This window comes from Nocardia veterana NBRC 100344 (assembly GCF_000308855.1).
Classification (GTDB): domain Bacteria; phylum Actinomycetota; class Actinomycetes; order Mycobacteriales; family Mycobacteriaceae; genus Nocardia; species Nocardia veterana.
Genome location: NZ_BAGM01000099.1, coordinates 21,678 through 39,367, shown reverse-complemented (window position 1 = coordinate 39,367; position 17,690 = coordinate 21,678). Strand labels below are relative to the sequence as shown.

The 17,690-nt window shown below is 70.3% G+C and carries 17 protein-coding genes; 5 read left to right on the top strand and 12 right to left on the bottom strand.

Annotation, left to right across the window (positions count from 1 at the left end; genetic code table 11):
- Nucleotides 1–165: 165 nt before the first annotated feature.
- From ON37_RS18945 to ON37_RS18930, 4 genes are all read right to left on the bottom strand, one after another.
- Nucleotides 166–828, bottom strand: coding sequence for a YcnI family protein (locus tag ON37_RS18945; protein ID WP_040721024.1), 663 nt, complete (start codon nucleotides 826–828; stop codon nucleotides 166–168).
- A gap of 76 nt (nucleotides 829–904) precedes the next feature.
- Nucleotides 905–1,573 (bottom strand): DUF8020 domain-containing protein, encoded by a 669-nt coding sequence (locus ON37_RS18940; RefSeq protein ID WP_051031777.1) that lies wholly within the window; start codon nucleotides 1,571–1,573, stop codon nucleotides 905–907.
- Between the two features lie 113 nt (nucleotides 1,574–1,686).
- Nucleotides 1,687–3,354: a class I adenylate-forming enzyme family protein gene (locus tag ON37_RS18935; RefSeq protein ID WP_040721050.1), complete on the bottom strand. Its 1,668-nt coding sequence runs from the start codon at nucleotides 3,352–3,354 to the stop codon at nucleotides 1,687–1,689.
- A complete protein-coding gene (locus tag ON37_RS18930) occupies nucleotides 3,351–5,087 on the bottom strand; it encodes a CoA transferase (RefSeq protein WP_040721023.1) in 1,737 nt (578 codons plus the stop codon). Before ON37_RS18930 ends, ON37_RS18935 begins: the two co-directional genes overlap by 4 nt.
- 89 nt (nucleotides 5,088–5,176) lie before the next feature.
- On the opposite strand from ON37_RS18930, the gene ON37_RS18925 reads away from it, so the two are divergent.
- The 4 genes from ON37_RS18925 (at nucleotide 5,177) to ON37_RS18910 (ending at nucleotide 8,692) form a co-directional block, all read left to right on the top strand.
- On the top strand, nucleotides 5,177–6,346 hold the full coding sequence (locus ON37_RS18925; protein ID WP_051031776.1) for an acyl-CoA dehydrogenase family protein: 1,170 nt from the start codon (nucleotides 5,177–5,179) through the stop codon (nucleotides 6,344–6,346).
- 71 nt (nucleotides 6,347–6,417) lie between these two features.
- A complete protein-coding gene (locus ON37_RS18920) occupies nucleotides 6,418–7,077 on the top strand; it encodes an ABC transporter ATP-binding protein (RefSeq protein ID WP_217999943.1) in 660 nt (219 codons plus the stop codon).
- Complete coding sequence (locus ON37_RS18915) at nucleotides 7,074–7,952, top strand: metal ABC transporter permease (protein ID WP_040721021.1); 879 nt, start codon at nucleotides 7,074–7,076, stop codon at nucleotides 7,950–7,952. Before ON37_RS18920 ends, ON37_RS18915 begins: the two co-directional genes overlap by 4 nt.
- The gene (locus tag ON37_RS18910) at nucleotides 7,895–8,692 is read left to right on the top strand and encodes a metal ABC transporter substrate-binding protein (protein WP_051031775.1); all 798 of its coding nucleotides are present in this window, start codon (nucleotides 7,895–7,897) and stop codon (nucleotides 8,690–8,692) included. The genes ON37_RS18915 and ON37_RS18910 overlap by 58 nt, the downstream gene beginning before the upstream one ends.
- Before the next feature lie 18 nt (nucleotides 8,693–8,710).
- On the opposite strand, the gene ON37_RS31070 is transcribed toward ON37_RS18910, so the two are convergent.
- Genes ON37_RS31070 through ON37_RS18895 form a run of 4 tightly spaced genes read right to left on the bottom strand, consistent with a single transcriptional unit; the run spans nucleotide 8,711 to nucleotide 11,589 of the window.
- A complete protein-coding gene (locus tag ON37_RS31070; protein ID WP_051031774.1) occupies nucleotides 8,711–9,343 on the bottom strand; it encodes a hypothetical protein in 633 nt (210 codons plus the stop codon).
- Nucleotides 9,340–9,801, bottom strand: coding sequence for a hypothetical protein (locus ON37_RS31065; protein ID WP_157171497.1), 462 nt, complete (start codon nucleotides 9,799–9,801; stop codon nucleotides 9,340–9,342). The genes ON37_RS31070 and ON37_RS31065 overlap by 4 nt, the downstream gene beginning before the upstream one ends.
- Entirely contained in the window at nucleotides 9,798–10,979 is a 1,182-nt protein-coding gene (locus ON37_RS18900) for an MFS transporter (protein ID WP_210741069.1), read from the bottom strand. The genes ON37_RS31065 and ON37_RS18900 overlap by 4 nt, the downstream gene beginning before the upstream one ends.
- Before the next feature lie 40 nt (nucleotides 10,980–11,019).
- Nucleotides 11,020–11,589, bottom strand: coding sequence for a sigma-70 family RNA polymerase sigma factor (locus tag ON37_RS18895; RefSeq protein ID WP_040721044.1), 570 nt, complete (start codon nucleotides 11,587–11,589; stop codon nucleotides 11,020–11,022).
- 62 nt (nucleotides 11,590–11,651) lie between these two features.
- Between ON37_RS18895 and ON37_RS18890 the strand changes: the two genes are divergently transcribed.
- Nucleotides 11,652–12,377, top strand: a complete 726-nt coding sequence (locus tag ON37_RS18890) for a zf-HC2 domain-containing protein (protein WP_040721020.1) — start codon at nucleotides 11,652–11,654, stop codon at nucleotides 12,375–12,377.
- 70 nt (nucleotides 12,378–12,447) lie between these two features.
- Here ON37_RS18890 and ON37_RS18885 read toward each other — a convergent pair whose 3' ends face one another.
- From ON37_RS18885 to ON37_RS18870, 4 genes are all read right to left on the bottom strand, one after another.
- Entirely contained in the window at nucleotides 12,448–13,146 is a 699-nt protein-coding gene (locus ON37_RS18885; protein WP_040721043.1) for a DUF8020 domain-containing protein, read from the bottom strand.
- Between the two features lie 289 nt (nucleotides 13,147–13,435).
- Nucleotides 13,436–14,791, bottom strand: a complete 1,356-nt coding sequence (locus ON37_RS18880) for a PepSY-associated TM helix domain-containing protein (RefSeq protein WP_245553261.1) — start codon at nucleotides 14,789–14,791, stop codon at nucleotides 13,436–13,438.
- A 547-nt stretch (nucleotides 14,792–15,338) separates the two neighbouring features.
- Nucleotides 15,339–15,917, bottom strand: a complete 579-nt coding sequence (locus tag ON37_RS18875; protein WP_245553260.1) for a hypothetical protein — start codon at nucleotides 15,915–15,917, stop codon at nucleotides 15,339–15,341.
- A 91-nt stretch (nucleotides 15,918–16,008) separates the two neighbouring features.
- Nucleotides 16,009–17,667, bottom strand: coding sequence for an acyl-CoA synthetase (locus tag ON37_RS18870; protein ID WP_040721018.1), 1,659 nt, complete (start codon nucleotides 17,665–17,667; stop codon nucleotides 16,009–16,011).
- Nucleotides 17,668–17,690: the final 23 nt, after the last annotated feature.

Here is a 17,690-nt window from a genome sequence, read left to right as displayed (position 1 = left end):
GGACGTCGAGTGCGGCGCCGTCGCTGTGCGCAGGGTCAATCTACGCATCGGCGGGCGCGATTCCGCGGCCGGGAGCCGGCGGCGGCCGCCGGCCGACTACCGAGGCGAACCCGTTCAGGAGTGCACATGACGACGGGCCGGACGGAAGGCCGGCGCGGTTCGGCGTCAACCGGCGCGGCGGCGCGTCAGGGTCGCCGCGCCGGCCAACACGCCCAGCGCGCCGAGCACGATGCCGATACTGCCCAGCCAGCGTGCGGTGGTGTCGGTTTCGTGTTCCTCCTCCGCCGCCGACACCGTCCGCGCATCGCCGTGGTTGTGCGTTCCGCCCGATTGCCGCGCCGCCAACGGCACTGTGGGAGCGGGATATTCGGGTTCGTGATCGTCGGTGGACGTCTGGTCCCATGTCACCACCCGGCCGTCGGCATAGGTTTGCGTGGCGGGCAACGTCAGCGTCTCGGAATCCGGCAAGCCGTCCGCCAGTACCGCGAACTGTTCGAACTGTCCTGGCCCGATACCGCCGCCCTGGTCAGCGGTCCAGGTAACCGCGACGACCCGGTGGTTGTCGTCGCGAGTGACATCGGTCTTCCACCCCGGCGTGGGTTCGGTTTCCACCTCGGGCAGATTCGGAAATCGGACGCTGAGGGCGGTGGTGGCACTGCCGGTCGCCGACTCGTTGGGCACGCGGAAGGTGAGTACCGCCGAACCGCCGCGGGCGGCGTCCGGCCCGGAAACGGTGACATGAGCCGTTGCCGGGGCCGCCGCGACGACACCTGCCGCCCCGGCGGCGACGCCGGTGACTACGATCCGGTGCATCCAGGAATTGCTCATAACGCGGTCACTCCTCTGCCATGTGTGTCACGGGAGAACCTGAGAACGCCATGAACACTATCCCCGCCGGGGTCGATCAGTGCGTGTCGTTCCAGAATTGCGCACCCGCGGCGATCAGGGCCGGAATGCCCACCACGATGGTGCCGACCACCGCACCCATCGCCGCCAATGCCGCACCGGTGACCAGGCAGCCGCCGATCGCGCCGGGCACCGCCAGCACACCGATGGTGACCACACCGCCGGCCGCGCCACCGACGATACCGCCGGCGACACAGCCGATACCGGCCCCGACCGTGCTGCCGAGCAGGCTGCCGACCGTCGCCGCGGCCATCATCGACATGCTGAAGTTGCCCAGGGCCGCATTGAAATTCGGATGCGAGAGGGCGTCGATCTCCTTCGCGGTCGCAGGCGGCAACGGCCGGCTCGCGGCCGGGTCCGTCTCGGCGGTCAGGGTGACCCGATTGCCCTCGACCTGCGCCGCGATCGGCAGGGCCTGTCCATCGCGCACATATGCCAGGGGCAGTGCGGCCACCGTGGCCCCGTTTCGGTCGATCAGGCGCAGATGGTCGTCGTTCACGGCGACGGCGCCGGTGTCCATCGCGAGAACCACGGAGCGGCCGACGGCGTGGGCCTCGAAGTGAATGTCGGAGGCCGGTGCCACCGGATCGGCCGACGCGGTACCCGCGGAGATACCGAGTGCGGAGATGACCAGTGCCGCGAGCGCCGCGCCTGTGCGGAACATCATGTGAAACTCCCGAAGTTGTTCGTGGCAGCGGGAATTCGCTGTCGACAACTGGTCGCACGGCGAGCGCCGCGGGTTCCGGAACCGGGCAAATATGATGTTCCGCACAGCCGAATCTATTGTGCGCCCGCGCCTTCCGATGCATCCAGCGGCCCGCCCGCCTGCTGTGCGGCCAGTTCACGCAGCGCGCGCCGGTCCACCTTCCCGGCGGGGCCCAGGGGCAACACCGGCAGTTGCATCATCCGCTCCGGAAATTTGCGGGGTTCGAGGCCGGCGGCGCCCAGGAATTCCGTGATGTCGCGCAGCGCAACCTTTTCCGTGGCAGTCACGCACGCGCACATCCGCTCGCCGTAGAGCGGATCGGGGACCGGTACACAGACCACGTCGGTGATCGCCGGGTGCCGAATGATCAGCGCCTCGACCTCGGCCGGGCTGATATTGAGTCCGCCGCGAATCACCACGTCCTTGCTGCGCCCGACGACGGTCAGATATCCCTCGGCGTCGAACCGGCCCAGATCGCCCGTGCGCGTCCACCCGTCGGATGTGCGCAGAGTGCGATCGAGTTCGGGAGCGTTCACGTAGCACATCGGCGACATCGGTCCCCGAGCGATGATCTCCCCGACGGCGCCGGTCGGCAACGGCCGCGAATCCGGCCCCACCACCCGTATCTCGGCGACGGCCGGGTTGGGACGGCCGGCCGTGGTAGCTCGTGCCGGTGGCTCGTCCGGACCCGGATGACACGACACCCCGTCGGCCGATCCGTAGAGATTGACGATCGGGCAGCCCAGCGCATCGCGGCCGCGGCGCACGGTATCGGCATCCAGGGGTGCGCCGCCGAGCACGATCGTGCGCAGACTGCTCAGATCGCGGTCCTCGATGGCCGGATCGTCGAGCAGCAGCCGCAACATGGTGGGAACGCCCAAAAGGTGTGTCGGCCGGTCCTTTTCGATCGCGGCCAGGATCGCGGCCGTGTCGAACGCCGGGCGCAGCACCAGGGTGGCGCCGAAGGCCGCCAGGGTGACCGCCGTTCCGCTGGAACCGAATGCCGAGGCCAGCGGGACCAGAAACAGGTTGCGCATCCGCTGCGGATCGTCGTGCAGCGCTGCCATCATCGCGCCGCGCCCGCCGGCCAGCGCGTTGTGCGAGTAGAGCACCATCTTCGGTTCCGCCTCCGATCCGGAGGTCACCAGAATGCGCGCGGGTCCGTCCGGGTCGGCGAGATGGGGTCGGAAACCGGTGGCGTCCGGCGCGAGCAATGCGTGGATCGGCACGCAGCCACGGGAGGTATGCCGGCCCACGGCGATCACCGCGCGCAGGGCGGGCAGATCGGCGGCCAACTCCCGAATGCGCTCGGCGCACGGCCGGCCGCGATATTCGGCGAGTGCGATCACCGCGACCGCGTCGGAGCGGCGCAGCAGATTCGCGGCCTCGCGGGTTCCCCGGCCGACCGGGAAGGGCAGCGCGATCGCGCCCAGCGCCGCGACGGCCAGATCTGCCGCACACGCCAGTTGGCTGTTCGGTAGCTGCACGGCCACCACGTCGTCGGGTCCGACGCCGAGCGACCGCAGGCCCGCGGCGAGCCGGCGGGCCAGATCATCGAGTTCGGCATAGGTCACGGTGCCGTCGGCGTCGACGACCGCCGGGGCGTCGGGCCGGAGCAGGCGCTGCGCGGTGAACAGGGAGTACAGATCGCGATCAGGATAGTAGCCGGCGCGAGACCAGCTGCGCCGCAAGCTGTTCGGGATCAGATCGGGGAATCTGCTGGTGTGGTCGACGCGGGTCACGACAGCCTCCACGGGGTGGCGAGGGCGGGACACCCGTGGTCGTCGCGGCCGATCACGGTGGCGAAACGGGTGTCGGTGAGCAATTCGGCCAGGTCGGTGGTGACGCGCACCGGGGCGCCCGATTCGCTCGTGACGACCCACTGCCCGTCCAGCCGGAAGGGCTGGCGGGTGCCCGGCTCGGCGTCGGCCGCGGCGTGCCGGCGAAGCGTATTCGACGCGCTCAGCAGGCTGCTCTCCACCGCGACACCGCCCCCTGTGGCCCGCCGTCGGAGCAGGCCGAGGACGGCGGCCTCGGCTCCGAGCATTCCGCCGAGGACGTCCAGCACGGTCATCAGTGACGGCGCGGCCGGAGTATCCGGTAAGCCGATCAGTTCGGCGAGCCCGGTGCGGGCCTGAACCATGAAATCCGTACCCGGCGGCAGATCGGCGAGTTCGGCGCCGGACCAGCCGGAGGTGTAGACGTACACCGTGCCCGCGGGAAGGTCGCGCCCGGCGAGGCCGAGTTGCTCCGCCTTGCCCGGTGCCCAATTGTGCAGGAACACATCGTAATCGGCGGTCAGCTCGCGCAGCCGGGAGCGGTCCGCCGAGGACTTGATGTCGAATTCGCGGGCGCCCTTGTGCCGGTTGAGAGCGAGCCAGCGTGCCGACAGGTCTCCCGCACAGGGCGGCATCTCCCGCAGCGGGTCACCGCCGGGCGGTTCGATCCGGGTCACCTCCGCGCCGAGCATCCGGAGCAGATGGGCGGCCAGCGGTGCCTGCACCCGGCGGCCGGCCTCCAGGACGCGGAGACCGGCCAGCGGTCGCGCGGGGACCGCGTCGGTGCGGTCGGCGCCGGGACGGTGCGCGGATCGCCGGTCACGTGGAGAGCCCGAATCATCGCCCCGCGCAGCATGATCCGGGACGTCCGTGACGATCCACGGCGCCACCGCCAGGGCCGGGCCCGATACCGCGAACTCGTGCGCGCCGTACAGCCGGCACACGGCAACGCCCGTGCGGGCACCGATCGCGCGGATGCTCGCGAAGGTGTGCGCCCGGGTCGCTCGATGCAGCGGTTCGGGCAGCGGGGCGGTGGCGGTGGCGTAGCGAAATTGGAAGGGCCGCCAGCCCTTTCGCAGCGCCGGTGGCTCGGCGGCCAGGGCCGTCCAGAACTCCGCCCACGGTTCCGGTTGCAGCGACTCGATTTCGAACCGGATCCCGTCCGCGCTCACGAACGGCGGACCGCCGGGCTCGAGCGAGACCGCCTCCGGATCGTCCGCGCCCGCCGCGGCCAGATATTGCGATACCGCCAGCAGTGCGGCCTCGGCGACACTGGTCCGCACGTGCAGCCGCCGGGTCGGGACGAGCAGGCTCGCCAGCAGCCCGGTCATCGCGAGCACGCCCGCCGCTGTGCTGCAGTAGTCCAGCGCCAAACCGCGCGGGAATCCGGTCCGCCGACCGTTGACCTGCATGATGCCGCAGATCGCCTGTGCCGCGGTCTCATCCCTCAGGTCACCGGCCCGCACCGGTCCGGACCAGAGCACCACCAGGTCGCGCCGGGTGCCGTCGGCCAGTTCGAGCGATACGCTCGCGGCGATATCGGCATCGGCCGATGCTTCCTCGGCTGCCGCTGTCACACCGAGCGCGGTGAGGTGTTCGAGCAGGACCCGCGCGGTGGCGCCGGTGCCGGTGACGGTGGCGGTGGTGCCGGGTGGCAGCAGATCGATCGAGGGGCCGGTCATCGTGGTGCTCGTCATGCTTGCCTTTCACCGGAAACGGTCTGGGTGCTGTGAGGGGAGTCGGACGCGGTGGCGCCGGAGTTCCGGGCGAATGGTGTGATCGGGATATGTCCGACGAAATATCGCCGAGTCCGGAGCCGGTCGAGACACTGTCCGACCGCGTGCGGAAATTCGTTGACCAGCAGGTGATTCCGGCCGAGCCACAGTTGGCCGCCGGAAACAGCGACACCTGGTCGGGGCTGCGGGAGCGCGCCGTCGCCGCCGGATTGTGGGCTCTGCCACTGCCCGCCGAGCACGGCGGCGGCGGACTCGATACCGCCGGCTACTTCGCCGTCGCCGAACAGGAGGGGCGCAGCGATTTCGGGCCCGACGCCCTCGGCTCGTCGGCCTTGCCGACGGTGCGGATGCTCGACAGGCACGGGCATCCCGAACTGTGTGCCGAACTGGTCCCCGCCCTGGTGTCCGGAACCGCCCGCGCCGCGTATGCGATGACCGAGCCCGGCGTACCCGGTTCGGACCCGAGCGCACTGCGGACCGTGGCGACGCCCGACGGGGACCGCTGGCGGATCACCGGGCGCAAGTGGTTCACCTCCGGCGCAGCCCGCGCCGACTATGTGCTGGTCGTGGCTCGGACGGCGGAAGGCCCTGCCCGCGAGGCCTTCTCGATCTTCGTGGTGCCCACGTCCGCACCGGGCTTTCGGGTCGTGCGGGAACTCGACGTCCTCGGCGCGGGCGGCCAGTACGAGCTGACCTTCGACGACGTGGTGGTTTCGTCGACCCAGCTGGTCGGTGCGGTCGGCAGCGGGCTGCGGCTGGCCGGGCAGCGCTTGGCATTGGGTCGCACCCTGCGAGCGCTGCGCTGGGTCGGACAGGCTCAGCGGGCGGTCGAGCTCCTCGCCGAGCGCGCGAACCGGCGTCGGATCGGCGACGGGATGCTCGCGGACCGACAGTTGGTGCAGCAGATGGTTTTCGACTCGGAAGTGGCGGTTCGCTCGGCACGTCTGCTCACCGAACGGGCGGCGCAGCTGGTGGCGGCGGACGAACCGGCCCAGGTGGAGGTGAGCATCGCGAAGGTGGCCGCGGCCCGCGCCCTCGGCACCGCCGTGGACGCGGCGATCCAGGTACACGGCGCGGAGGGACTCACCGAAGCCAGCGGGCTGCCCGGCCTGCTGCGGGTGGCGCGCAGTGCGCGAATCCTGGACGGCCCCGACGAATTTCACGTCACGGCGACAGCCCGGCGGCTCCTGCGCGGATACGCGACGACGCCGACCGGGTAGTGCCCGTTCGGACACCGCGGGAACTTTTCGCGTTCGGCCTCCGACCTGTTCGGTGACCGAGTGGAGTTCAGGTGGCGACGGGTTCGACGGTGGAGATGGCGGATGTGTGCTGCGCACACGGCCGGCGGATGGTGGTTCGGGATGTGACATTGCGCGTCGGCGCGGGTGAGCGGGTCGCGCTGACCGGGACGAACGGCTCCGGGAAGACCACGCTGTTGCGTGCGGTGCTGGGACTACACCGCGTGCGTGCCGGCAGCATCGCCGTCGACGGGCACGTGGTGCGCACGGCGCGGGATCTGGATTGTCGCCGACGTGCCGTGGCCTGGATTCCGCAACGCCAGAATCCCGGCCGGTTCCCCCTGCTCGCGCGCGAACTGCTGCACAGCAGTGGCGCCTACACGGATGCGAGCGCGGCGGCGCGCCGACTCGGGGTAGGCACCTGCGTGGATCGCCCGCTGCACACATTGTCGGGGGGACAGCTGCAACGGATGTATCTGGCCCGGGCGCTGGGGTGTGTCCGAGCCGGTGCGGGCGTGCTGCTGGCCGACGAGCCGACGGCCGCATTGGATTTCGCCGGGCAAGCGGAGGCGGCCGAGCTGCTCGCCGAATTGCCGGTGACCCTGCTGGTGGTGACCCACGACCGCGCCCTGGCCACGCGCTGCGACCGGATCCTGGAGATGGCCGACGGCCGGCTGCGCGAAATCACCCCGCGCACAGAGGAGCTCGCGTGACGCTCGCGACCGGCTTCACCGACCTGTGGCAGCTCGCCTCGGTACAGCGGGCGGCGGTCGCCCTGGTACTCGGCGCGATCGGACTGCCCATCGTCGGCGTGATCATCATCGGACTCGACATCATGCCGGTTCGGTTCGCCATGATGCACGTGGCGTTGCTCGGCATCGCCGTCGGCATGCTGACCGGGCTGGATCCGCTGCTGTGCGCGCTGGTCGCGTGCGCCGCATCCGGCGCGGCACTGACACCGTTGGCGCGCAGCCCTTCCGGGTTGTCCGGCGCGATGGGATTGTTGATGAGCCTGGCCATCGCGGGTGCGCTGCTCGTACTGTCGGTCGCGGGTGTCAACGCCAACGGGGCGTTCGAACTGCTGTGGGGTTCGATTCTCGCCACCCGGCGCAGCGATGTGGTGCTGCTCGGCGTGCTGGCCGTGCTCGTGCCGCTGGTGTTCGTGCTGCGGCGGCGCCAAGTGGCTCTGGTGCTGCACGACCGCGAGCTGGCGGCCTGTTCCGGTGTGCGCGTCGACCGGCTCACCCTGGTGCTGCTGGTGCTGGTCGCGGTCGCCGTCGCCGCCGGGATCCGGCTCACCGGAGCGCTACTTGTGGATGCCCTGACGCTACTGCCCGCGCTGGCGGCCCGACGGATCGCGAACTCGCTGCCGGGCATGGTGGCCGCGGCCGTCACCGTCGGGATGGTGGTGAACATCATCGGATTCGTGCTGGCCGTCCAGCTGGATCTGCCGCCGGGCCCGGTGCTGGTGTTGTCGGCGGGCGCGGTGGCGCTCGCGGTTCATGTACTACCCGATGGGAGAACTTCAGGATGGCGGTCTTCACGCGAAAGCGGCTCGCCCGCATCGGATTCGGCCTCGCTGCACTGATCAGCGGTGCGGCGGTGGTGGTGGGCTGCGGCACCGACAGCCACGATCAGGGGAATCATTCGGGCCCGCAGGTGGTGGCGGCGAGCAGCTGGGAGGCGGCCTTCGCCGAGGCGGCCGGGGCCACCGACGTCACAGTGATCGTGCCGGCCGCGATCGCCCACGCGCCCGACTACGATCCGAAGCCGTCGGATCTGGTGGCGGTTGCCGACGCCGATTTCGTGTTGTACGCGCCGTTCGAGGGCTTTGCGGGCAGGCTCCGGGAGGCGGCCGGATCCCCGGCGAAGATGGTGCAGGTCGACCTCGACAACAGCCACGACAAGGTGATCGCCGAGGTGCGACGGCTCGCCGACCTGTTCGGCACCCGCGCCGCCGCCGACCGCTGGATCGGCGGGTTCGACAGCGAATACGCCAAGCTGTCGGCGCAGGTGCGGGCAGCCTGGCGACAGGCGCAGCCGCCCACGGTGGTCGCACAGGCCTTCGTGGGGTTCGCGGCGCAACTGGCCGGCGCCCAGGTACTGGGCACCTACGGCCCCGCAGAGGTGACGGCGAAGCAGGTCGTGGAGCTGTCCAGGTTGAACCCGCAATTCGTCTTCGCCAACGAGCAGATGGACACCGGGACCGTGCTGCCCGGTGCACCCGCCCGGCAGGTGCAGCTGTCGAACTATCCGACGAAGGACGACGACCTGCTCACCGTCTACCAGGACACCGCCGCGAAAATCATCGCGGCACTGCGGGGTTAGCGAAACGGTGTCGCCCGCTCAAACGAGACTGGGCGGCACTATTCCCAGCACGACAGCGAGGGCGAGCAGTAGAAAGTAGTTCCCCCAGACCAATTCGTGTTCCGTCGCCACCCCACCCCGAAGGTCGTAACATCCGCGCAGCAGCCTGCCCGGCGGGCCGCTGGTGGCGAGGTGATCGCCGACGAGCTCGGTCACGAGGTCGCGTGCAGCGCCGAGACGTCCCAGCTTGGCCAGCGCGACCGCGGTGATCGCGGCCGCCGAGGTGTCGACCGCGCCGCCGTGCCCGGCGATCGCGGGCGGCACCGTCCGCAGCTGCGGGGCCGAATCCAGCCACGATCGCGCCTGGTCGGCGAATTCCGGGCTCAGCCAGTACCCGGCATCCGCGAGCGCCAGCAGCAACCAGGCCTGGCCGCGCGACCAGCCCGGCGGCGGCGACGGCCGGGCCCGCCAGCCGCCGTGGACCCGTTCGAACGCGCAGGCGGCGGTGCCCGGAAATGCCTGTCCCGCAGTCACATCCGGCGGTGTGGCCGGGTCGGCCCGGAGGGACGCGAGATCCAGGTAGCCCCGCAGACATGCCTCGGCGGCGGGAGCTCGGCCGGCCCAGGCGAGCAGGGAAACCGTTCCGGCGAGCCCGTCCACGCGCGTGGTCACGGGGTCGGGCGGGTCACCGAATGCGGTCCCCCAGGGCAGTATTCCGGATTCGGCTTCGACAGTGGCGCACAGGCTTTCGGCAGCGGATCGGGCGGCTGCGCACGGGTGCCCGGACCCCGGACCGGATGTCGGTCCGGGTCGCGGGACAGTCCCAGTCGCTCACCCGCGGCAGCGCCGTACCAGAGAATCAGCCCTCGGGTCGCGGTGTCGAGACCGGCGGCCGGGACCAGGCGTTCGGCGGCCTCGCGCGCCGCACACACGTGCTCGGCTCGTCCGGACAATCGCGCGCGCAACCACAGCTGTCCGGCCCAGAACCCGGCGACCCAGGACCCGCGGCGCGAGGTGAGCCACACTCCCGACTCGGGATCGGCATGGATCGGAAAACGCCGGCCGACGGCCGCCTCCGTCGAGTCCACCCGCGCGAGCACGCGGTCGAGCGCGTCCTCGAGGTCGGTCATCGAACCCGCTCCGCGCGCCACTGCCACCACCCGGCCACCAGTGCGGCGGCGAGGAATTCGGCGATCACCGTCGACCAGGCGAGGACGTAACCGTGCTGCTGTGCGAGGGCGCCGAACAAGGTGGGGCCGACCACGAAGCCGGCGAAGAAGCCCGCCGAGACCACGGCCGAATCCCGGCCGATCCGATGCGCCGGCGCGGTGGCGATCACCGTCATCATCGACACGGCGTTGGCCGCCACGGCGCACCCGCCGATCCCCAGCGCACCGAGCCAGACGAGCCACGACCCCACCGGATCGGCGAGCAGGATCGCCGCGGCGGCCAACGCCGAACCGAAAGCCAACGGCGGCAACAACACCGCGGGGCTGGACAGGGCGGCCGATCTGCGGGTCCACCCGACCCGCCCGGCGATACCGGCCACTCCGAGCCCGGCGACGAGCGCACTCGCCACGGTGGCGGACAGGCCGAGCCGGACACCGGCATACAGCGCGATATAGGTGTTGATCGCGGAGACGCCCGCGCCCAGGAAGACCGAGAAACCACACATCCACGCGGCATCACCATCCGGGCGGGGAACGGTGAGCGGCGGGAAACGCGGCGGCACAGCGTCTTTCGCTATGGCTGTGGTCAGCAGCGCGGCGCCGAGGGCCACGGCCGCGCTCAGCCCCACCGCGGTCCGCCAGCCGGTGGCCGAGGCGAGTGCTGCCAGCGGCAGACCGGCGAGGAACGCGCCGAACTGCACACCGGACTGCTTCCATCCCGCGACCGCGCCGCGGCGATCGAGTGGAATACACGCCGCGATCAGCTGATTGGTGGTCGGGTTCGCCATCGCCTGAGCCAGCCCGGACAGCGCGATCGCCACGACGAGCAGTGCGTACCGGTGCGCGGTGGCGAACAGGGCCAGAGCCACCGCCGACACCAGGAAACCGGCGCACAGGCAGCGCCGGGCGCCGATCGCCGTCACGGCCGGCCCCACCAGTGGGGACAGCACCGCCGCGACGGCGAATCCCGCGGCGACGAGGAACCCGAGTCGGCTTGTGGCCCCGCCGAATTCACCGATCAGCCGGGGCCCGAGGGCGCCGAGCAGGAACAGCGGCAACATCGACAGCGTCATCGCGGTGATCAGCAATCCGGTCAGGACCGCCGGTCGTACCGCCGCCGGGGCCGCATCCACACTCACATCGACACAGGTCGTGGGGCGGCCCGCAAAAGTTCCCGGGTCAGCCGACCCCGCCGTCGCGCTGCTCCGCCGCGGCGAGCAGATCCTCCCGCGCCCGGGCGATCCGGGATCGGATGGTGCCCACCGGTACCGCGCACACGTCGGCCGCCTCCTGATAGGAGAGCCCGAGCATCTGGGTCAGCACCAGCGCCTCCCGACGTTCCGGTTCCAGACCGTCGAGCAGGATCCGGGTCTCGACCATATCCTCGAAGGTGCGTCCCGAATGCTGCTGGGCAGCACGGGTTTCCGCCGCCGTCTCCCAGTCGTCACCGGCGTGCAGGCGGGGGCGCGCCATGGCGGAGCGGATCGAGTCGACCACGACCCGGCGGGCGATCGAGAGCAACCAGGCACGCGAGGTCGAGCGGCCCGCGAATCGCGGCAGGCTGCCGAAGGCGCGGACGAAGGTCTCCTGGGTCAGATCGTCGGCGGCGCCCGATCCGGCGCGATAGGCGTGGAATCGCCAGACGTCGGCCTGCAGGGCGCGGACCCATTGTTCGAATGCTCGTCGATCACCCCGCCCCGCGGCGAGTGCGAGCTCGGTCAGCTGGTCCTCATTGTCACCACCCGGCACGGCGGTCACGCTACTACACCCCGTCGTGGAACTCACCCCTCGCTGTGCGCGACCATGGGAACATGAAGTGCGAAACGGTCCGAGAAGCGCTCTCGGCGCGCATCGACGGTGAAGCCGAACCGATTCCGGCGGCGGTGACCGACCGGCATCTGGTCGCGTGTTCGACCTGCCGGGGATGGTACCGGAACGCGGAAACGTTGCGCCGCACCATGATTCTGCACGCCGCACCCCAGGTGCCGGACCTGTCCGCGGACATCATGGCCGGCCTGCCGCCGGCTCGGCGCACACCGCAGGTCGTCCGCGTCTGCCTCGCCGTGGTCGCGATCGCGCAAACCGGATTGGCACTGACTCAGTTGGTGGGTGCCGACACCGGGATGAGTGGGCACGGGGGATTCATGATGGGGCATATGTCCCACGAGAGTGCGGCGTGGAATCTCGCGGTCGGAATCGGCCTCGTCTGGGCCGCGTTGCGCACCGGGACCGCCGCGGCGCAACTGCCGATGCTCAGTGTCTTCGTCGGGGCGCTCACCGCCGCCTCACTGCTGGATCTGACCCGCGGTGACGTCACCGTCGGGCGTTTGGTCACTCATATTCCGGTACTGGTCGGCGTCGCACTGCTGTATCTGGTTCATCGGCTGCACCGCGACGACGACCGACCCGGCCATCGGCAGCCGGTGGGCGATTCGGAATACGTCGAGGTTCCGGTCGCGCCGGTCGATTCGTCCCGCCGTCTTCGTCCCGCATCGATCGGCTATCGCCGGCCCGCGAGCCGGCACCGGGCCGCCTGAGCCCGAGCCGGCCGGTGGGCGGCGAACCTGCTGCCGCCCACCGGATTCCGCGCTCATCGACCGCCGCGACTCACTTCGCGGGGAACGGAGCGTTGATGGTGGTGAAGTACTGCGCCACCGCCAGGACCGCCACCGGCGCGGTGACCAGCAGCTGACCCGCCACCGTGCCCAGTGCGCCGATGGCGACGATGCCGCCGAGGCAGCCCACCACCGCGGCCGGGACGAACGGGCCGAACATGCCGACGATGGTGGCCGCCGCGATGGTGGCGCCCGCGATGCCGCCGAGCACACAGCCGATTCCCGCTCCGCCGATTCCGCCCACCAGGGTGCCGATCGTGGCGCCGGCGCTCATCGTGCTGGTCATCCGGCTCCACGCGGCCTGCTCCCGGTCGTATGGGGTCTTCCACGGCGCGCTGTCCTCGAACGGCATCGCGACGGGCCGGTAGACCGCGTGTGCGAGATCGAATTTGGGGGTCAGGGTCGCGGTGTGGTCGTGGATCTGCGCCTCGATCGGGAAGACGAAATCGTCCACCCGGAAGGACAGGTGGGTGCCGGCGAGGACGGTGCCGTCGGCGGCCCTGATGGTGAACACACCGTTGTCGGCCGCCATCGATCCGGCGTCGGTGGTGATCACGGTGCCGATCGCGGTGGTGGTCGCCCGGTAGCCGACCGCCTCGGCCTCGGCGGGTGCGGCGCCGGCGGTGGCCGTGCTCGCGCTGAGAGCGGCGGCGAGGAGGGCGGCGGTGGCGACGATGGTCTTGATTCCCATGGTGATGAATCCCTTTGTGATATCAGGCAAATGAAAGTTGCTGTTGGTATGCCGGGTGCGCCGAATCCGGGCATGGGGCAGCCCTGGACGACCGAAGGCGGTGTGCCCCTGGTTTTTACGGCGCAGCCGGGGATGCCGGCCGATCGCTGCCGGCGGCTGCGGCGACCCCGTCGAGGGCGCGCTTCGTCGGACGGGCGGCACCTGGGCGTCGCTCGTCTCCGCGGGAAAGATGTTCCGGCGCTGCCGGATTACCTCGACAGGTGTCGTAGCCGTAGCGGCTGCGGTGCTGTCAGGTGACAGCTCCTCGGCGTCGCCGCTGGATCAGGCCGAGGACGATGTCGACGATCAGGAACGCGAGCAGGCTCACGCCCAGCACCGGCGCGAACCATCCGATCGCCACGGTGAGCGCGACCAATGGGACGCCGACCCACAGCGGCGCCCGGCGCAGTGTCCCGCGCGCGGGTGCGCGACCGACGGCGAACCGGCCGGTGTTACGGGTCGGTCGTCGGCGCCACCACATCAGATAGCCGCGCACGATCACCGTGATCAGCGCGATCATCGTGGCCAAGAGCAGCAGCTGATTGGCGAGTCCGAAGAGCATGCCCATATGCAGTTGGATGCCCCAGTTGGCGAGCTTTGCCATCAGCGGCCAGTCCGCGTAGCGCAGAATGTCGGTGACATCGCCGGTCTTCCCGTCCACCGCGATCGCATCCTGGGTGTAGACCCCGGAGAGGCGGCGTTCCTTGACGGTGAACGCGGTGGTGTCGGCGGCCGGGATCGAGATCTCGACCGGGCCTTCGAGACCGTGCCCGCGTGCGACCGCGAAGACCTTGTCGACCTCGGCGGCGCGGTCGGCGGAAACCGGCATCGTCATACCGTGCCCGCCGGTGTGTTCGGCATGTTCGCCCGCGGCCGGCATCGACGGCGTCGGCGCCCCGGGCAGTGCCGCGTCGACGACCGGGCTGGTCCAGTTCAAATGCTGCCGCAGCGAGGCGATGTGCTCGCCGGCGTGCAACGACCAGGTCATCCCGGTCGCGGAGAGGAACAGCAACGGCAGCACGATCCACAAACCGACCGTGGCGTGCAGGCTCATGGTGCGCGGACGCCCCCGCATGGTGCGATCCGGCCACAGCAGACGTCGCGCCGGACCGCGCGAGCGGCGCAGCCACATCACCACACCCGCGAGCGCGATGATCCACATCCAGGAGGCGGCCGCCTCGCTGTAGAGCCGGCCGAAGTCGCCGAGGTGCAGATTCCGGTGCAGTACGTCGATCCAGGTACGCAGGGGCAGCGCACCGGTGCTGCCGTAGACGACGCTGTCGCCCACCGCGGTGGCCGTCGCCGGATCGATGAAGACCGCCCGTCGCTCGGACGCTCCGAGACTCGGATCGGCGAAGATCACGCGAGTGGTGTCTCCGGACCGCTGCGCCGGGTCGACCGCGACCAGTGCGAGCGCAGGCTCGGCGGCCACGCCCGCCGCGATCTGCTCCGACAGCGGTCGTGCCGGACCGGTCGAATCCACATGCAGCAGATCGCGATTCACGACCGATTCGATGCTGGGCGCGACCGCGTACAGCGCCCCGGTCACCGCGGCGATCAGGATGAACGGCGCGACGAAGACACCGGCGTAGAAGTGCAACCGCATGGCCAGCGCCTGCACCGCGCGGGTGCCGCCGAACCTCGGGGGCCGCGGCGGTTCGGACGCGTCGGGGTGCGCGGTCAGAGTTGCCGCGGGTGCTGCGGCCGGGTCCGGCGGCGACTGCTCGGCCGTCTCGGGTGGTGATGGGTGCGCCGCACTCGGCGGCGACTTCTCCGGCTGTGCCGGCTCGGTGCCGGTAGCCGGAACTTCGGTGATGCTCACTGGTAGTGCTCCTGTTCGAGGGCACCCACATCGTTGTGCGCGGATCCGCGCGCGGCCGCCGGCCGAGTTCACGGCAGGCGGGGGTTGCCTGGACAGCGCCGGCCGCGCCATTTGTGGCGCGCCTGCCGAATCGGCCTCGTCCTGATGTTCCGCCGCCCTGGGACAGTGGCGGTACTACGGTCGGCAGACCGGAGGGACATGCGTGAAGTGGACAGCCGACGGCGTGGGTCCTTGTTCGCTGCTACCGGATTCGTGGCAGCCCGAATGCCGCGCCGATTGTTCGTCGAGCGCTGTCGGCGAGGGGATTTCCGGATGTGGGTGTGGGGATTTCTCAGCAGTGCGCAGTGAGCGGGGGCCCGCGAGTGCGGAAGGTTTCGGTGGGGAAGATCCGCAGGATCACCCGGTCGCGGTGCGGGCTGCGGGGAAGTACCGGCTCGGTGATGACCGGGAGGCTGACGAGTACGGGCAGCGCACGGGCGACGGCGGTGCCCACTCGGTAGGCGGCCTCGGCGCCGAGGATGATCACGGCGGCGCACACCGCAGCGATGAGGTGCGCACCCAACATGGTCGGCGTCCACAACGGCATATCGTGCATATGCGCCATATCCGCCGACATCACCAGGTGGCCGACGAGCTGCCCGCCCCACAGTGCGGCGACGAGCCCGACGGCGGTCGTGCGCAGCGGTGCGAGGCCCGCGACCAGGGCGCCGACCACGGTGGACGCGGCCACCAGCAGCATCAGTGTGCTGGACGGCACCGGCATTCCGCCCGCCGCCAAGCCGTGTGCGGCGATCGATAACGCGCCGGACACCGAACCGGCCGACGCGCCCCGCAACCGTGCCACCGCGGCCCGGCGCGAATGCGCCGACACCTGGGCACGGGCCGGCGTGGCGCCGGGGCGGGTAATCACGCGCTGAATGATAGCTGACCGCCCGGAACACGATTCGCGGACAGTTCGGCCCGGGAGCGCGGGCTCCCGGGCCGATGCGGACGCGGCGAGATCAGTCGCCGGAGACCTCCATCTCCGTCAGCGGTTTGCGCAGCAGTTTGCCGGTGGCGTTGCGGGGCAGCTCGTCGAGGAAGATCACCTCGCGCGGCACCTTGTAGCGGGCCAGGTTGGCCTTGACGTAGTCCTTGATCTCCTGGGCGTCCCGCTTGGAGTCCGGACCCGGAACGACGAAGGCGCGCAGGCGCTTGCCGAATTCCTTGTCGTCGACACCGACGACCGCCGCCTCCTGGACGTCGGGGCGGTCGGCGATCAGATGCTCGACCTCCTGCGGGAAGACGTTCTCACCGCCCGAGACGATCATGTCGTCGTCGCGGCCATCGATGAACAGCAGACCGTTCTCGTCGAAGTGCCCGACGTCGCCGCTGGACATCATGCCGTCGACGGTCTCCTTGGTGCGACCGTCGGTGTAGGCCTTGAACGAGTGCGCGTTCTCGATGAAGATCGTGCCGGTCACGTTCGGCTCGGTGATCCGCTTGCGGTTCTCGTCGTAGAGCGCCAGCCGGATACCCAGCGGCGGACGGCCCGCGGTACTCGGCGACTTGCGCAGGTCCTCCGGGCTCGCGACGGTGATGAGCGCGCATTCGGTGGAGCCGTAGACGTTGTAGAGGACGTCACCGAAGTAGTCGAGGCTGCGGGTCACCACATCCGGCGGAATGGCCGAGCCGGCGGCGAAGATCATGCGCAGCGAGGACATGTCGTATTTGGCGAGCGTCTCGGCCGGCAGGTCGAGCATGCGCTGCAACATCGTCGGCACCACGACCAGCGATTCGGCCTTGTACTTGTCGATATTGGCCAGCGTCTTCTCCGGGTCGAACCGGCGCTGCTGGAAGATCATCCGGTTGCCCAGGGAGAGCCCCAGGGTGAACTGGGACAGGCCGGTGGCATGGAAGACCGGTGCGGCCACGACCATGGAACCGTTGCGCGGCAACGGGATACGGTCCAGGAACTGAGCGGAGATGAACGGACTGACCTTGTCGCGCGGGGCGCCCTTCGGGGTGCCGGTGGTGCCGCTGGTCAGGATCACCATGCCGCCGGGCTTCGACGGCGCGGCCACCGTATCCGGCGACTGACCCTCGCGCAGCGAGTCCACCGTGGGCGTCGCGGGATCGACGTTGTCGGATTCGTCCACCCAGGTCAGAATGCGGGGAATCTCGGCCGGGATGGCGCTCATCAGCTCGACGAACTCGCTGTCGTGCAGCACCAGCTTGACCTTTTCGCGCGCCGCGACATCGGCGAACTGCGGTTTGGCGAAGCCGGTGTTCATCAGCACGGCGCGCACGCCGAGTTTGCCGGTGGCGGCGAGGCTCAGCACCATGCCGCGGTGGTCGCGTGCCAGCAGCGCCACGACGTCGCCCTCGCGCAGACCCTGGGCGGCGAGCCCTCGCGCCAGCTGATTGGATTGCGCGTTGACCTCGGCGAAGGTCAGCTCACCCCGCTCGTCCAGCAGTGCAGCGGAATTCGGGTTGGTCTTCGCGGCGTGCATGATGACGCCGGCGAACGGGCCGAACTTGGTGACGTTGAGCGCCGAGCTGACCGCGTGGTCCGGCCGCAGCGGGCTGAACAGCCCGCGTTTGCGCATGACATTGACCCCCAGAGCCAGATCTCCGGCCTTTCGGAGGGCAGCGCTTGCTGACGGAAGGACAGCTGACATAGGTACAACCTTCCGCGGATTCC